Origin of the sequence: Bartonella sp. MM73XJBT.G (genome assembly GCF_028618435.1) — a bacterium.
Taxonomy (GTDB): Bacteria; Pseudomonadota; Alphaproteobacteria; order Rhizobiales; family Rhizobiaceae; genus Bartonella.
The window spans coordinates 117,968-134,990 of record NZ_JAQISW010000001.1 but is presented as its reverse complement, the minus strand read 5'-3'; the positions used below and the strand labels follow the sequence as shown (position 1 = coordinate 134,990).

The window sequence follows — 17,023 nt, the reverse complement described above, 5'->3', positions numbered from 1 at the left end:
TTATTTATGGAATAACCACATTAAACATTTACCGTATATCAGCGCTAGATTCAATATCTGTCGGTATATTGGAGAGAATAATAAAACGATATGACGCCATTATACAGTAAAACGGCGTCATTTAGAGCGGTCATATAAGATAAGTGAATACCTCTTTGATATATTTAAGTATTTTTACAGTGCGTGATGAATATTCAGCGTAAAATTTATCTGTATAGCCTTTCGTTAAGTGAATCGTATGAATGGGAAGACAGAAGAATTTAAAAGTGTAAGTTATCGAGAGAAGCTGAGTTTGAAGAATATAACCTCAAATACCTTGTAAAGGCGATAAGGTTCATTTCTTCCAAATTGCTTTTTGTACATTTGTTTGGGAAAATTTGAGATCAAAAGTTTAAGAATTTTTAATGTAGTTAAAAAAATATACGAAAACTGTTAAAACTTTTAACAATTTAAAAAAGAGAAAGAATTTTATTTATGCAACGGAAGATATTTTGGTGAAGTGCGTTAGATAATAATTAAACAGAGTTTTATCTTATCTTTGAAAAATGGGGGAGAGATTTTGAAAATAAGAGAATCTATATATGTAAAACATCTTCAATGGCATTTACGGTATTTTTTACCCCATAATTTATATACCCTTTTTATTCGCATTTTATTTATAGCAGGGGGATTTTTATTTTTCTCTTACGCAGAAGCTGAAATAGCTGGAAGGTTGCCTTCTTTTTTTGATTCGCATGAACATTTTGTACAACCTGATACCAAGAATATCACTCGTTTACGTTTTGTAACAACTTTTGATTTTCCTCCTTTTAATTTTCTTGATCAAACGGGGCATCTTACAGGTTATAATATCGATTTATTGCGTGCTATTTGCTCAAAATTAAAATTAGAGGAGTTTTGTGAAGTCGAAGTGGTTCCTTGGAAAGAGCTTGTCGAACATGTCAAAAATGGTGGTGCAGAAGTCATTATTGCAGGTTTAAAAGAAACAAGTCAAACCCAACAAGATCTTGTTTTTACAAAGTCATATTTGCGCTTTCCAGCGCGATTTGTTGCTTCTCGACAGTTAAACCTTGATGAGCCAATAAGCAACCAATTGGTTCATTTAACCAGTGGTGTTTTGTCTAAAACTATTCACGAAAAGCTCTTTCATGATTATTTTCCTAAAGCAAAATGGCGAGGATTTAAAAAGAGGGAAGAGCTCTATAAAGCCTTACAGGAGCATAAAATTGACCTTATTTTTGATGATGGGTTTGCTTTATCATTATGGTTCAAAAATCAAAAATCTATTGATTTCTACCATTTTGTTGGGGGGGCATATATGGCACCCCAGTTATTGGGACAAGGAATGCAGCTTGCTGTTGCAAAAAAGAACGAAAAATTGATTGATATCCTCAATTATGCCCTAAAATCTCTAGAAGAGGATGGTAAACTCACAGAGCTTTATTTGCGTTATTTTCCAATAAGTTTTTACTGATGAGCAGTTTTTTAGTGAAGAGCTGTTAATCTTTCCGTACCGATTCGATAGGAGATGGCTTCTGCGAGATGATGACGTGAAAGATTATCGGATTCATCAAGGTCAGCAATCGTACGCGCAACTTTGAGGATACGATGATAAGCACGTGCAGAAAGATGCATTTTTTCACTCACATTTCGTAAGAGTATGGCAGCATTTTTATCAGGAATAGCAATTTGTTCTACAATTTTGGCAGGGCAATCGCCATTGGTTCGGATATGATCCAACCCTAGTGCTGCAAAACGTTTGGCTTGAATGGTACGGCAACGTGCGACGCGTTTTGCAACATCACAGCTTTTTTCTGATTGCTCTGGTTGCATAAGGTCCATTGCTGTCAAAGCAGGAACATCAATCCGTAAATCAATTCGATCAAGAAGCGGACCAGAGATACGGGATTGATAATCGATTTGACAGCGTATACCTTTAGCACAAACATGGCCTTTTTCACCTGCCATACCACATCGACAAGGATTCATTGCGGCAATAAGTTGGAAGCGAGCAGGATAGCTGATATGGTGATTAGCTCTAGCGATAACCGCTTCTCCACTTTCTAAAGGTTGACGAAGAGAATCAAGAACTTGCGGAGAAAATTCAGGCAACTCATCAAGAAATAACACGCCATTATGAGCAAGAGAGATTTCTCCTGGACGTCCTTTAAGTCCCCCACCAATCATTGCTGCCATAGAAGCAGAATGATGTGGGGAACGAAAGGGGCAATGAAGTGAAATGGTATTATGAATCGTTTCTCCTGTAATAGATGCAATCAGACAGACATCTAAAAGCTCACGACTATTAAGAGGGGGTAAAATAGAAGGTAAGCGTTGCGCCAACATAGATTTTCCAGCACCAGGAGGACCAACAAACAAAAGGTTATGGCGTCCAGCAGCACAAACTTCTAAGGCACGTTTGGCTGTTTTTTGTCCTTTGATTTCACAAAGATCTGGAAGTTCAGTTTCGATAGTATATTGGCGCGGTTGTGGGCGTTTTTGAATTTGTGTCCCTTTAAAATGATTAACGATAGTGAGAAGAGTCTCTGGAGCAAGAATATTTATTTCTGCATTTGCCCATGCTGCTTCAGGTCCACATTGAAAGGGACAAATCAGTCCTTTATCGAGTGATACAGCTGTCATGGCCGCTGGTAAAACGCCATTGACAGCAGTCAGTGAACCATCCAGTGACAATTCACCTAAAATGACATAGTCTTGCGCTACTTCTGGAGGGAGGATTCCCATAGCAAGCATTAAGCCTACGGCAATTGGCAAATCATAATGTGATCCCTCTTTAGGCAAATCAGCTGGTGCAAGATTAATCGTAATTCGTTTGGTTGGCATAGAAAGCCCACAAGCATGGAGAGCTGCTTGTACGCGTTCACGACTTTCTGCAACGGCCTTATCGGCTAACCCAACAATAGCCATTCCTATTTTACCGGATGAAATCATAACCTGTACATCGACAGGAACTGCTTCTAGACCGCGAAAAGCAACGGTTGTGATACGTGCGATCATTTATCTCCCCCTTTAGATTTGGGAGAGACAATCATATCTACGCATAAAAATCAAGAAGCATCTCTATGGTTTTTTTCATGGATAGATCTATATACGTACGCGGGTTTTTGTAGCGTTCTGAAAATTATTTGTACAAATTTAACCATGATAATATGGAGCGCAATAAAACATTTATAATAAGCTCAATGAATATGTTAAGAGAAGGAAACGAGGGTGTTTGTATGACACGATAGAGCAGAGTTTTGTGAAGATATGAAGGGAGGGGGCATTATGTATCGTAGAGTATGATTTGATGTGATAAAACGTGTAAAGTATGCAAAGTAGTTATATTTACCTTTATTATTTTATATTATTTAAAGTGTAGTAGATGCAAAGTGTATTAAAGGTATCTGATTTATGGTATACCAGACGAGAATTTTGTTAAAATCAGAAACTGTGCGCTGTGTATTTATAGGCTTGTGTTTCGCGTTTTCTTTTCCTCAGCCACTTGCTGCATTTGATTTTTTCGGCCTCCCTCTTTTTGGTCAAAAGAAAATAAATTCTTCTTCACATTCTGTTAAAAGTACAGAGAGATTTTATAAAGTTGATATTATCACCCCACCAGGAGCGCCATCGGAAGGCATAAAAATAGTTAAATCTGTTTCTTCTCTTTTTTCAGATAAAGAGAAAGCTTCTGCGAGTTCTTCTGGTTTATTAGCCAAAGCACGCTCAGATTATCGTGCTATTCTTTCTGCTCTTTATGCAGATGGGCGCTATGGTGGTGTTATTAGTATTAAAATTAATGGCTTAGAAGCGGCTGATTTAAGTCCAGTAACGCAACTACCAGCACAATCCAATATTGTTATTACGATTAATGCTGGCCCACAATATGTTTTTAGTATTGCAGATATTGATAAAGTAGCGCTTCCTGAAAAGCGTAAAGCGCATAAAATGCCCACAATTGAAGAATTGGGCTATAAAGTTGGTGCTATTGCCAAATCTGAAACCATTTTGAAAGCAGAAAAATGGGCGGTAGAAGGATGGCGTAAACAAGGTTATGCAAAAGCTAAAATTATAAAAAGTGATATCGTGGCTGATCATGCTGCGTTGCATATTGAAGGTAGGATTGTTGTTGATCCTGGACCAAAGGCTCATTATGGTCCTTTAAGTGTCCGTAATATAAGTAAGAAACCACGTGTCGATTCAGCTTATATCGCATGGATGACCGGATTAAAACCCGGCCAGAAATACGATTCCGATGCGTTAGCGAAGGCAAATGAACGTCTTGCACGCCTTGGTGTTTTTCGTGCGATCAATATCCGTGAGGCTGATACCATTAACTCAGATGGCAGTTTACCACTTATGCTTATTGTACAAGAACGTAAACCGCGTCGTTTTGGTGTAGGGGGTAGTTATTCAACATTAGATGGTGCTGGTTTTGAAGCTTATTGGATGCATAACAATCTTTTTGGTCATGCAGAAGTTCTTAAAATCGAAACAAAAATGAGTGGTGTTGGCAGCAATAAAAAACAATCATACAATTTTAAAAATTTTGATTATCTTTTCGGTGGTACGTTTATAAAACCGGGTATACTCACACCTAATACAGATATCAGGTCAGAATTAAAAATACAGCAAGATGTTCTGGAAAATTACACAACAAAAGCCATCAAAGGGAAGTTAGGTATTACGCATATTTTCAATAGTAATCTATCGGGACAGGCTGCTATAGAAGTTTCAAATGGTTACTCACGTGATATCTATTTTGGAAGCCGTAATTTTACAACAATTGGTTTTCCTACTGGTTTGATTTATGATAGTCGTAATAATAAGTTTAATGCAACAAAAGGTTTATATGGTGAAGTTCTCATTGAGCCCTTTTATGAGATGCGTTTTAGCAATTTTGTTACAAAAGTAACGGCAGAAGGCCGTTCTTATTGGGCGTTGGATGAAGGGGATCGTTTTGTTTTTGCTGCGCGGGCAAAGCTTGGTACAATTCTTGGAAATAATGCAGCACAAGTTCCTGCAGATACGCTCTTTTTTGCTGGTGGTGGGGGCTCTGTTCGTGGTTATGCTTATCGTAATATTGGTATCAAAACAGAAAATAATGCGATTGTTGGCGGACGAGCACTTATTGAGGGATCGGCAGAATTGCGTGTTTCTTTAAATGATAAAATAGGATTTGTTGGTTTTCTTGATGGAGGTCTCGTAGGGGAAAAAGCGAATTTTGATTTTTCTCAAAAAATTAAATGGGGAGCCGGTATAGGAGGTCGCTATATGACAGGTGTTGGTCCTGTACGCGTTGATTTAGCCTTTCCTTTAAAAAGAGAGCAGGGTGATCCTCGCATGGGTTTTTATGTGGGTATAGGACAAGCATTTTAATGAAAAAAAGTGTACGTTTATCAGCTTTCTTCTTTGGATTTGTGTTTTTTTTGGTCGGTGGTTTTGTTCTTGCACAAAGAGAAGACCGTCTTCCTTCTAGCGAAGAGATAGCAGACGATCGTTCATGGTTTGTTTCTTTAATTGAAAGCAAGCTTTCAGCGCCTAATCGTCAAGTTCGCTTACACAATATGCAAGGAGCGCTATCTTCTCAAACATCAATTGATGCTATTACTATCAGTGATAAAAAGGGAATTTGGCTTAAAATTACCAATGCCAAAATGGATTGGAATCGTCTAGCCTTGCTAAAAGGGCGGATGGATATTAATCAGCTTTCGGCAGAACAGGTTACGTTTTTGCGCAAACCACAAGGCAATTCTTCTTTTGAGATAGGTAGGTTTTCTTTACCAAAATTGCCGCTTGCTCTTTCAATCAATGCACTTACAGCGCAACATGTGACGTTTGAGCAGAATCTTTTTGGTTTTTCTGCTGATATGTCCTTAGAAGGTAATTTCACTTTGGCGAGTGGTCATTTTGATGTTGATATGGTGGCGCATCGTTTAGATGCACCAGGGTCTTTTTCTATTTTTACCAAGATATCAAAGAACAATCGTACAGCTCAAATTGATATCTCTGCCGATGAACCGCCAAATGGTATTTTGGCCAATGTTTTTAACATCGAAAAACGCCCAGCATTAAATCTCGCGATTAAAGGTGATGGTACTTTTGATGATTTGGTTATCAAACTTTCTTTAGAATCCGATCATCATTCTATTTTAGATGGTCATGTTATTCTTGCAAGTGTTTCAGAAGGACACAGTTTTTCTACGAAATTAGAGGGTAGATTGGATCCTTTAATACCTTCTCAATATCGTCATCTCTTCGCATCTGATATAATATTAAAAGCAGAGGCAAGAAGGACAAGAGAGGGGGTAACCCACCTTGATCAGATGGTTCTTCAGGGCAAAGCAATGAATGTTATCGCCAATGCTGAAATAACCGCCGATGGTTTTTTGCGGCGGCTTTTTGTTGATGGTAAAATGGCTCTTGATAACGAAAAGGAGTTTGTTCATTCGTCCATATCAGAGGTGTCAAAACCTGCAAAGACTCTTGCTTTGAACATTGACTATGGTCGCGAAGGACAACAATCTTGGAATGGGCGGCTGGTTGTCAATCATTTTAGCAATAATAATATTTATATTCGCGATGCGGTTTTTGATATGGGGGGCGTAAGCGAAAATCTCGACAATGCGGCTTCTCGTCATGTTGGTGTTCAGGTTAATGGAACGCTTCAAGGGGTTAAAAAGATTAAGGGAGGGGGCGTAGAAGATTTAAGCCAAGCCGTTCATATGTATTTAGATACGGATATTGTTTCGAATAAACCAATTTTTATTCATGATCTTAGTGTTACGGCTCAGGGTTTTTCTTCTTGGTTAAAGGGGACAATGGAGAATTTTATTTTTAAAGGCGATCTTGGGTTAAAAGCCCAAACACTAGCTCCTTTAGAAGTATTCAGTAAACAACCTCTCTCTGGTAGAGCAGATATTAAAGCCAAAGGAACGATTGGTTTATTGAGTGGCATTTTTGATCTGAAATTATCAGGAATGGCTGACAATATGAAAATAGGCATGCAGCCTTTTGATCGTTTATTCAAAGGAAATATCACTCTTTCAGGTGATGTTGCCCACAATACGATGGGCTTTGTTCTACGTCATTTGAATTTGAAAAATCAATATACAAACATACAGGCTAATGGTTATTTTTCGGATGAAAGCGCTAAAATGGATTTATCTGCTCAAATATCTGATCTTGCCAAATTAGATCCGAAGATAAGCGGTGCTCTTACAATTCAAGGAACAGCAAGAGGGCGCAATAGCCATATAAAGCTCAATACAACTGCTCATATTGCTGAAGCGTTTGTTATGGGGAAGGAACTTCAAAATACAACACTTAACATAAAGGCACTTATAGATAATACAACACCTGTTACTTCTTTAACGGGGGGTGTAAAAGGTGAAGGCGTTTTTGCTCATAAACCTCTACATTTATCTGCTTCTTTTAAGGATTCTCATAAAATTCGAAAACTTGAGAATATTAATATTAAAGGGGGAAGTGCAAAAATAACGGGTGATCTTTCTCAACAACTTGGAGGTTTTTTGAAAGGAGCGCTGCATATTGATGCCGATGATATTTCAGTGCTTTCAGCGTTATTTTTACAGGATGGTAGTGGAAAAGTAAAAGGAGATTTTATTTTTGATGAACAAAATGGTAGACAAAAAGCTCATGTAAAGGCGCATGTTAATCATTTGAATTTTGCCAAGAATAAAATAAAAAAACTAGCAATAGATACCGACATATTCGATCCTTTTGGTACGGCACAGTTTGAAGGTGTTATCAATGCAGAGCATATCCAAACTCCTTTGATAAGGGTCAATCGTTTAAATGCTCGCGCCAATAGAAATAATGAACAAACGGTTTTTACTGTCCAAGCGATGTTGCATGATGCTCTTAATGCTCAGCTTTCTGGTCGTGTAATGAGTGTAGAACTTCCAAAAGGTATAAAACGAGAAGTGCAAATTGAAACCGTAGACTTAAAACAGCACCATTTTCATGCAACATTGCCAAAACCATCGATAATTGTTTTTGATAAAGATGGAATGACAATCAATGAATTAGGAATTACAATAAATGGCGGTAAAATTACCCTTGCGGGGAATATTCAAGATACCCTGAATTTGCAACTTACCGTAGATTCTCTCCCTGCTACTTTAGCCAATCTGTGGAAATCCGATCTTGGAGCAGCAGGGAGTGTAACAGGAAAGGTTATGATTCGTGGTCATTTTAAAAAACCTGATATAACCTATGATATAAAAGGTGAGGAACTGACAACCGTTGCTCTTCAAGATAAAAAAATTATGCCTTTTTCACTTTCTGCTACGGGGAAAACTATAGATCAGAATCTTACTGTGAATGCAAGTTTAACAGGAGAAGGAGTACAAGCACAAGCTCAAGGGCTGGTATCTTTAGAAAAAGACAAACTTGATCTTCATATTAATTTGCAAAATTTATCAGCACGTTTGGCGAATAGCTTTATTGCAGGACAGGCGCTTGATGGGATGGTGATAGGCAAAATTGATATTAGTGGGACAATGAAGGATCCATCGGCTTATTTTGAGATTACTAGTCAAAGCTTAACCACTATGACGCATAAGGGGCCGATGTCAATCAATATAAATACTCGTGGTTCTTATAAAAAATCGACATTGCATATTGAAAATATGATAGCAACTGGAGATAAAGGATTAGATCTTTCCATTCATGGACCTGTTTCTTTTAATGGTTTAGAGGCAAAATTAAATGTTAAAGGAATAATGCCTCTTGATTTTGTTAATCTCTTATTAGCTAAGCGTGGTGCATATATAACGGGTACAGCAAGAGTTGATACAGTTCTTAATGGTGCGTTATCAAAGCCACAATTTATTGGAAATATTTCTATAGCCGATGGTAGCTTTTTGGATTCAAAAACCCACGTAGGATTGAATAATATAACGCTTGAAGGCAAATTAAATGGCGATCATATTCTTATAGAGAAAGCTTCAGCTTCTTCGTCTGAGGGAGGAAGAATTTCTGCTTCAGGTCGTATTTCTAATGATCTAGAGACAGATTTGATCTTTCATCTTGATAATGCCAATTATAATGATGGTTCTATGATTCTTGCGACATTGTCAGGTGATATGACAATGAAAGGTCATTTTCTAAGTGATCTTGTTATTGGTGGAGATATCATCGTTGAAAAGGCTGAAATTCTGGTTCCTGATCATTTTCACAATGCTAAGTTTCTTGATGTCAAAAATAAGAATTTAACAAAGCCAATTCAAACAACACTTGAACGTGCTGATGTTAAGAGCACGAATAAAAGCCCTAGTGTCACAGAGGAATCATCATCTGTTGTGTTATCAAATATGCGTATTACAGCACGCAATCAATTTTTTGTACGGGGAAAAGGGTTAGATGCTGAACTGGGAGGGCGCATTAATTTAGCAGGTCCATTAAATGATGTGCATCCAGTGGGTGAATTTAGAATGATTCGTGGGCGTTTTGATATTCTTTCACAACGTCTTAATTTTGATCAAGGACAAGCGAGTTTTAGCGGTAATCTTAATCCTACGGTTTATTTTGTAACCAATAATAACAGTGGTGATATTCACGTAACTGTAACCGTAAGTGGAACGATTGATAATCTTGATATTAATTTTTCTTCACAACCAAATTTGCCACAGGATGAGATTTTGGCACGTTTGATTTTTAAACGCTCTCTTAATGAACTATCACCATTTCAGATTGCTCAACTTGCGGCAGCAGCCGCTGATCTTGCGGGTGGTTCTAACACATCTTTATTGAACACTTTACGAACTAAAATTGGACTTGATGATCTTGATGTTATCGTTAATGAAAAGGGTAATACAGGTTTACGCATTGGACGCTACATACACAATAACATTTATTTAGGCTTTGAAGCAGGATCTGATGGAACAACGAAAGGGACAATTAATTTGGATATTTCGCGTCACCTTAAAGCTAAAGGTTCTATAGGAAATGAAAAAAACTCGAGTATTGGTCTCTTTTATGAAAGAGACTACTAAAGATTAAAGTTTAAAAAAACAAATTCTTTATTTTTTGTCTCTCATTTCTCGGGCCGGTAAGGAAGCTTAGACTAGAAAAATACTTAAACCTTATTCTTAATCCCATTTTATGCTGTTGACTAAAGAGTGTATTGTATGCAACATATTGATTTATAAAGTTAATTTATCTTTATTTACCTTGAATTAAAATTTTGCATGCCGTAAGCTACTCTCATTGAAAATCTCTCTCATATTAAAGCAATCAAAACCATTTGCTTGTATATTACAAGTGAAGAAGTTTGCGTAGTAAAAGCGATTAAGAAATGCCTCAAAATGCCTCTTATGAATCATCTCAAGAACTAAGGGCTGTCGTAACACCTACGAGCTGACAAAATAGTGTGAATGGTGTGCTGGCTTGCTCCTTCATAAGCGTAAAGATGGAGGTGCTCAGAGGATTTATTGTTATACAATTCAGGGATATTGTCGCAAAATGAGTTTGGAAGAATATTGAGAGATGTCTCTTTAAAACAAGCCAGTGAATTTGCAACAGAATGCCATTCTGTTTCACATGAAGGGCGTGCGCTCATTAAAGAACGCGATAAACAAAAGCATGAGGCAAGTGTAGAATTTATAAAATATCGATTTTATTTTCAAACACATTTAAAGCAATTTACGATAATCAAAAGTTTTAGAATGAATCATTTCTTGTTTTTTAAATCTTTTTCTTTTACGCTGAGTATATCTATAATTTGCAGCGTAATTGATAGCTTATCTTGTTATCCATAAAAAACTATCATTTTAGGGGTAGTGATAGTAAGGCATGTAGCCTTTGACCAAGTATTTTGAAAGTATGTGGATGGATATTTAGGGGCGGTTTTATTCGTTAAGCCTTGTATACGTGAATCACATAAATCATTATAGAGTAGAATGAATTCGATAAAAATCTGGATTATTTACAAATTAGATTGAGTAGGAATCTTTGTACTTTTAAGGTGTAAAGAGAAAAAGTTTTTAGCATAAAGATAAATATGGATAAAGGTAGTATCAATCTAGATTCCTTATCCTTCGTGGAAGTTTTTTCAGAACTTGATGGTATCCTCTTTTTAGGATTGGTAAAATTGAAGAATATTTTATCACTTTCTTAAAGAGAGAAGAAGGTGATTGTTCTCATTGCGTGATTAAAACTCAATGACATTCAACAAAATAAAAGAAAAGGTTTTCATCTAAATCCAATAAGTTTATTTTCGATAAACCATAAATTTTTGCCAATTCCTAATTGAAATAATACTTTTTCACAAATAGAGCGTTAGCTTCTATTCATTTTTTACTTTAAATATTCTTTAAATACCTAGAAATTAGGGCGTGTGTTTTTTGAACTGGATATTATGAAGTTTTTTATAAAATCCATGTTCTTTTGCGAGCAATTCTTTCTGAGTTCCTTGTTCAATCAGTTGTCCATTTTGTATGACCACAATTTTATGAGCGCGAGCAATCGTTGAAAGACGGTGAGCAATAATGATTGTTGTACGCCCTTTGGTAAGATGATGAATGGCTTCATTAATTTGTGCTTCGGTGTGTGAATCGAGCGCACTTGTTGCTTCATCAAGAATGAGAATTTCACTATCGTGAATCATTGCTCTAGCAATAGCGAGTCGTTGTTTTTGTCCCCCTGAAAGATTACAGCCATTATCGCCTATTTGTGTATCATAACCATTTGGCAAATTCATAATAAAGTCATGAGCATTTGCTGCTTTTGCTGCTGCGATAATTTCGTTATCACGAGCGCCTTCTTTTCCAAGCCCAATATTATATTTAACGGTCCCTTGAAAGAGAAAAGTATCTTGCCCTACATAGGCCATCAGGTTTCTCAGAGAACGAAATGTTGCGTAGCGGATATCTTGATCATTAATCAATATGCGTCCTTTTGTGGGGTCATAGAGGCGCATAATAAGATTGATAAGTGTTGACTTTCCTGAGCCGGATGGTCCTACTAATGCGGTCATTTTTCCGGCTTCTATTTCTAGATTGATGTCTTTTAATACCATTTTGTTATCAGTATATGCAAAAGAAACATGTTCGAAACGAATAGCTCCTTGCGTTTTATTCAGATCTTTAGCTTCTTTATGTTCTGTAACAGTAATGGGACGATCAAGTATTTCAAACATCGTGCGGATATTGACTAAGCCAGATTCAATTTTGACACGGACATTTGCTAGTCTTTTTGCGGGTTCATAAGCTAAAAGTAAAGCAACAATAAAGGACATAAACTCACCTTGAACACCTGCGCGTTGGGTTGCAAGGTATCCAGAAAAACAGATAATACCAGCAATGGCGACACCTGTGAGTGTTTCCATAATCGGATTGGTAATCGCTTCAAGTGTTGCAATACTGTTTGTTTGTTTTTCAACATCACAAATGGCTTTGTCCATCCTTTTTTTCATGACTTCTTCTAGTGAAAAAGCCTTAATAACTCGAATGCCAACAGCCGTTTCCTGTACGATTTTTATAATTTCACTAAGTGAAAAAAGCTCTTTTTCCATAAGGCGGCGAACGCGTTTTAAAGCCATTCGAACACCCAAAAAAGCCAGTGGTCCTACGATTAAAGTAATGGAGATTAACACAAAGTTTTGAATGAACATGACAAGCAACAAACCACTAACGGAAAGCAAATCGCGCACAAAAGTTGTGATAATAGTATCAATGATATTACGTACAGCTGTCGCATTATGGGTTACGCGAACAAGCAGATCAGATGACGTGTTATTATGATAAAAAGAGACACCTTGTTCCATGAGACGCGCATAAATTTTGCGCTGTTGTTCAGCAATGATACTGTTGCCTGCTTTGCTTAAAAAGTAAGTTTGGGCAAAAGTTGCAATCCCTTTAAGAATAAAGATAAAGGCAATGAAGCTAGAAATCAAAACGATCATAGCAAAATTTTGCGCATCAACAATATAATTAACAACATCACGCATAATCCATGCACTGGTTGCAGTTGTGCAGGAAATAATGATCATTGAGATAATAGCTGCACTGTACCAACGCGCATGTTTATGAAAATTTTCTCGCAAAAGGCGAATAATGAGATGTTTATCAAAAGAGGAAAGTTGTTTTTTGGCCATGAAGTGCTTCTATATTTTCTTGTTGTTTTATGCAAGATTGAAGCGCTCTTAATTCAAAAGCCCCTTAATCTTTTTTATAAAAAGGGTCTTCTTCTTTCAATATGTGTCATACTCTTCCATGTGACAGTGTCTCGTATAATGTAAAATCCTCCCATAAATGGTCTGTGCAAAACTATTTCATTTATATAAGATATAAGCTGATATCATTACTCTAATTGGCATTCCCATATTGCAACTGTCCCCTAGACGCTTGAAAAAGTTCATAGAAGGATTATGGCTTCTTTCTATGCATATGATACCACCACTTATGACGCGCAAGCGAATATTTTTGTGTGATTTCATATTGAAAAGATTTGAAATGAGAGAAACCTACGATATTTACTTCTCTTATTTGAAGAGAAAAAATATAAATTATCATTATTAATTAATATGTTATTCTATTCCGCTCCAAATGTAAAATATCGCGCAAGAAATTTTTAATGCTTTGAGCATTTATAAATACATCATTTTCACTCTATAATGTTGCATATCCGCTTTATCCTATAACCTTCAAAAGGTTATATTAAAGGAATAAAAAAATTTTAAAGGCTTTGGTTTTAAACCAACAAAACGATTTCCCTTTAAAAGAGATAGTGGCTAAAGTTACTGGGAATGCTGACAATAGAGTGGATAATAAGGGAAAATTTGTACTGAGGAGATGCTCTCTTATTAAAAAAAATAAACACAGGTTGCCCACTGGCATATTGAATACTGTTTTGTAAAGTGTTGTTTAAGCACCTACATCTTTACGCTTATGAAGGAACAAGTCAGCACCATCACACACTTGCAAGCTCATGGGTGCTGCGACAAATTTTTGGCACTCGAGACTCTTTATAAGAGGCATTTTTACTCTTTTCTTGTACCGTTTTTATTCACGCAGGCTTCTCCCTTTGTGATGTGCAAAGCAAGAGATTTTGATTGATTCAACATGGAACAGATTTGAAATGTAAAGAATCCTACGATCTTTGAGACTCTTACTCAACATGCAAAACAATGAATTATTTTTATAAATCAGTATATTGCTATTACGAGTAACAGATGAGAATGATTGTACTAATGGGCACCATTATCTTTACGATTATTAAAGTTCAAGTTAACATCCTCATTCCTTTACCCTTTTCCATATTGCTATAGGCTTTGCCATTTGAAATAGTTCATAAAAGACATTTCTACTTTCTTAATATTTTATGTATTATTTCTGTTTGTGATGTTCAAGAAAATAATTTTTTTGCCGGATTCCACAAATAAGAGATCTCAAAATGAAGAAGATCTCACGATGTTTATGCTCTCTCATTTAATATACAAAAAATAATATGCAAAAAAACACATTCTTCTTATAAGTCGAGAAAGCATTATTAAATTTTTAAAAGGGACTATACAGATTTACAAAACCTCAAAAGCACCACAAAGCTCTCCGTAACGCCCCTAACTAATATCCATCCGCTTATCTTTACAAGTTGCATACAGACATTATTTCAATGAAAAACTATTTAGGTGCTATCACCATCATTATTTGCCGCCCTTCAAGCTTTGGCTCCAATTCAATCTTGGCAATACCACTTGTATCTTCCTTTATACGCTGAAGAAGCTTTAATCCAAGATCCTGGTGAGCCATCTCACGACCACGAAAACGCAAAGTAATCTTTACTTTATCACCATGGTCAATAAAGCGATGAACAGCCCTGAGCTTGACTCCATAATCATGGACATCAACATTCGGACGCATTTTAATCTCTTTGATTTCAATGACTTTTTGTTTTTTGCGTGTTTCAGCAGCTTTTTTTTGAGTTTGATATTTTAATTTGCCCAAATCGATGATTTTACACACGGGCGGTTCCGCATTTGGTACAATTTCAACCAAATCAAGCCCAGCTTCTGCGGCCATAGCAAGAGCTTCTTGTATCGCAACAACTCCTTGATGTTGTCCCTCATCATTGATAAGCTGAACATGAGGCACCCGAATATCATGATTTGAACGCGGCCCATCTTTTTGGGTAGGTGTCATTTTAAACGGTCTACGAATGGTTTATGCTCCTTAATTTTGATCCAACTATGGTTACTTAATATACAATTATACACATAAAAACAACTATAATTCGTGTATTTTTCATTATTTGATTTGTTACTTTTTTAAGAATTTAGATTATAAAAGTTTTTCTCTTGATTTAAAGAAATTGTTTTATGGAGAAAAAGAATTATGAATCAAAATATTCCTTGCCAGTTTTTTTCGTTTGAGGATACTGCTCTTGCAGTGCGTCATCGCAAAGGTCGCTACTCTCCAGGTTTGGTTTGGCTTCATGGTTATCTATCGGATATGTTAGCGGATAAAGCGGTGTTCGTTGATAATTTTGCTCAGAAGAATGATTTGTCCTGCTTACGTTTTGATTACTCTGGGCATGGAGAATCAGGCGGTGATTTTTTTCAAGGAACGATTTCACGTTGGGTGAGCGAAAGTTTAGCGGTTTTTGAAACCTATTGTGAGGGGCCACAAATTTTGGTTGGTTCCTCTATGGGGGGATGGATTGCTTTAAGGCTTGCTAAGTTGCTAGCGCAGAAAAATAAAAAGCTTGCTGGCATGATATTGATTGCTCCAGCACCTGATTTTACAAAAACATTGATAGAATCAGGGTTAGGGGTGAAGAAGTGGAAAATTTTGGAAGAAGCAGAGCATATTGAACGATCCGCAATTAGTTATACAGAGCCTGTTCCTTTTACAAAAGCGTTTATTGAAGATGGCAGAAATAACTGTGTCATGGAGGGATGCATTGATGTTGGGTGCCCAATCCATATTCTACAAGGGATGGAAGATGTGGAGATACCCTATCAGCATACATTGACTTTACTTGATCATTTGCCTCTCCATGATGTAACAATGACACTTGTTCGTGATGCAGATCACCGTTTTTCTCGTCCACAGGATTTAGATTGTCTAGAAACAGCCTTGAGATCTTTAATTAATCAGATTAATGCAAAATAAGGGGCTATTTATTGATGATGAAGATAAACATATGAGCATTTCTGAAAAGCGTTTTATTTTTTCTGATCGTGCTATCCCTATACGCGTGCGGGAAAATAAGCACGCGCGCCGTTTTACCTTACGTATGGATGCCAGAAGCCAGGAGATTTGTGTAACAACACCACCAGCGATAAATTCCTATGTGATTGAAAGTTTTATTGAAAAACATCGGTCTTGGATTGAGGCGCGCCTTAAGCGTATACACATGTCTCATGAAAATATCTGTCTCAAAGAGGGTGCAACAATTCCTTTCTTGGGTATTTCTCATACCATAAAGCATGAAAAAGGACGTGGAGTAACAAAAATTGTTACAGCAGATGCGGAGCAAGGGCCTAAAATTATTGTTTATGGTCAATTAGAATATCTTCCAAGACGCGTTGCTGATGTTTTAAAAAAACAAGCAGCGCTTATTATAACGCCTTTAGTGGCACATTATGCTCATCAGGTAGAGCGTAAAGTCAAATCCATTTGTTATAAAGATACAAAAAGTCGTTGGGGATCTTGTTCCATCGATAAGCGTCTTTCTTTTTCTTGGCGCCTTATTATGGCACCAAAAGAAGTTGTTGAGTATGTTGTCGCTCATGAAGTTGCTCATCTTGTTGAAATGAATCATGGACCAAGATTTTGGGCTCTTTGTGAAAAACTTTACCCTGATAGTAAAACGTATCGCGCCTGGTTGAAAGAAAATGCTCATAGACTACACGCTATTAATTTCGCTTCATATAAATTAGAGGCGTAAAAAATTTGCAAATATGCAGATAAGAGCAATATTTAACGGAACTTTTTTTTGAGTGTTTCGTTGTATGTTTGCTTCGTCATGCATAATGAGGAAGCCATTGAAGCTCTCA

8 protein-coding genes and 1 pseudogene are annotated in these 17,023 nt (G+C 36.7%); 6 read left to right on the top strand and 3 right to left on the bottom strand.

The window, feature by feature from the left end; genetic code table 11:
* Nucleotides 1-559: 559 nt before the first annotated feature.
* The gene (locus PVV59_RS00500) at nt 560-1,474 is read left to right on the top strand and encodes a transporter substrate-binding domain-containing protein (RefSeq protein WP_273753923.1); all 915 of its coding nucleotides are present in this window, start codon (nt 560-562) and stop codon (nt 1,472-1,474) included.
* 11 nt (nt 1,475-1,485) lie between these two features.
* Here PVV59_RS00500 and PVV59_RS00495 read toward each other — a convergent pair whose 3' ends face one another.
* Nucleotides 1,486-3,018, bottom strand: coding sequence for a YifB family Mg chelatase-like AAA ATPase (locus PVV59_RS00495; RefSeq protein ID WP_273753922.1), 1,533 nt, complete (start codon nt 3,016-3,018; stop codon nt 1,486-1,488).
* 396 nt (nt 3,019-3,414) lie between these two features.
* Here PVV59_RS00495 and PVV59_RS00490 point away from each other — a divergent pair, with 396 nt between their 5' ends.
* From PVV59_RS00490 to PVV59_RS00480, 3 genes and pseudogenes are all read left to right on the top strand, one after another.
* Entirely contained in the window at nt 3,415-5,379 is a 1,965-nt protein-coding gene (locus PVV59_RS00490) for an autotransporter assembly complex family protein (protein WP_273753921.1), read from the top strand.
* Nucleotides 5,379-10,019 (top strand): translocation/assembly module TamB domain-containing protein, encoded by a 4,641-nt coding sequence (locus PVV59_RS00485; protein ID WP_273753920.1) that lies wholly within the window; start codon nt 5,379-5,381, stop codon nt 10,017-10,019. Before PVV59_RS00490 ends, PVV59_RS00485 begins: the two co-directional genes overlap by 1 nt.
* A 394-nt stretch (nt 10,020-10,413) precedes the next feature.
* Nucleotides 10,414-10,616 (top strand): annotated as a pseudogene (locus tag PVV59_RS00480) (hypothetical protein); the annotation flags it as partial.
* A 737-nt stretch (nt 10,617-11,353) separates the two neighbouring features.
* Here PVV59_RS00480 and PVV59_RS00475 read toward each other — a convergent pair.
* Nucleotides 11,354-13,120: an ABC transporter ATP-binding protein gene (locus PVV59_RS00475; RefSeq protein ID WP_273753919.1), complete on the bottom strand. Its 1,767-nt coding sequence runs from the start codon at nt 13,118-13,120 to the stop codon at nt 11,354-11,356.
* 1,525 nt (nt 13,121-14,645) lie between these two features.
* The gene (infC, locus tag PVV59_RS00470) at nt 14,646-15,164 is read right to left on the bottom strand and encodes a translation initiation factor IF-3 (RefSeq protein ID WP_273753918.1); all 519 of its coding nucleotides are present in this window, start codon (nt 15,162-15,164) and stop codon (nt 14,646-14,648) included.
* Between the two features lie 192 nt (nt 15,165-15,356).
* On the opposite strand from infC, the gene PVV59_RS00465 reads away from it, so the two are divergent.
* Together PVV59_RS00465 and PVV59_RS00460 are read left to right on the top strand one after the other, a co-directional pair.
* Complete coding sequence (locus PVV59_RS00465) at nt 15,357-16,136, top strand: carboxylesterase (protein WP_273753917.1); 780 nt, start codon at nt 15,357-15,359, stop codon at nt 16,134-16,136.
* 31 nt (nt 16,137-16,167) lie between these two features.
* Entirely contained in the window at nt 16,168-16,914 is a 747-nt protein-coding gene (locus PVV59_RS00460; RefSeq protein WP_273753916.1) for a M48 family metallopeptidase, read from the top strand.
* Nucleotides 16,915-17,023 lie beyond the last annotated feature (109 nt).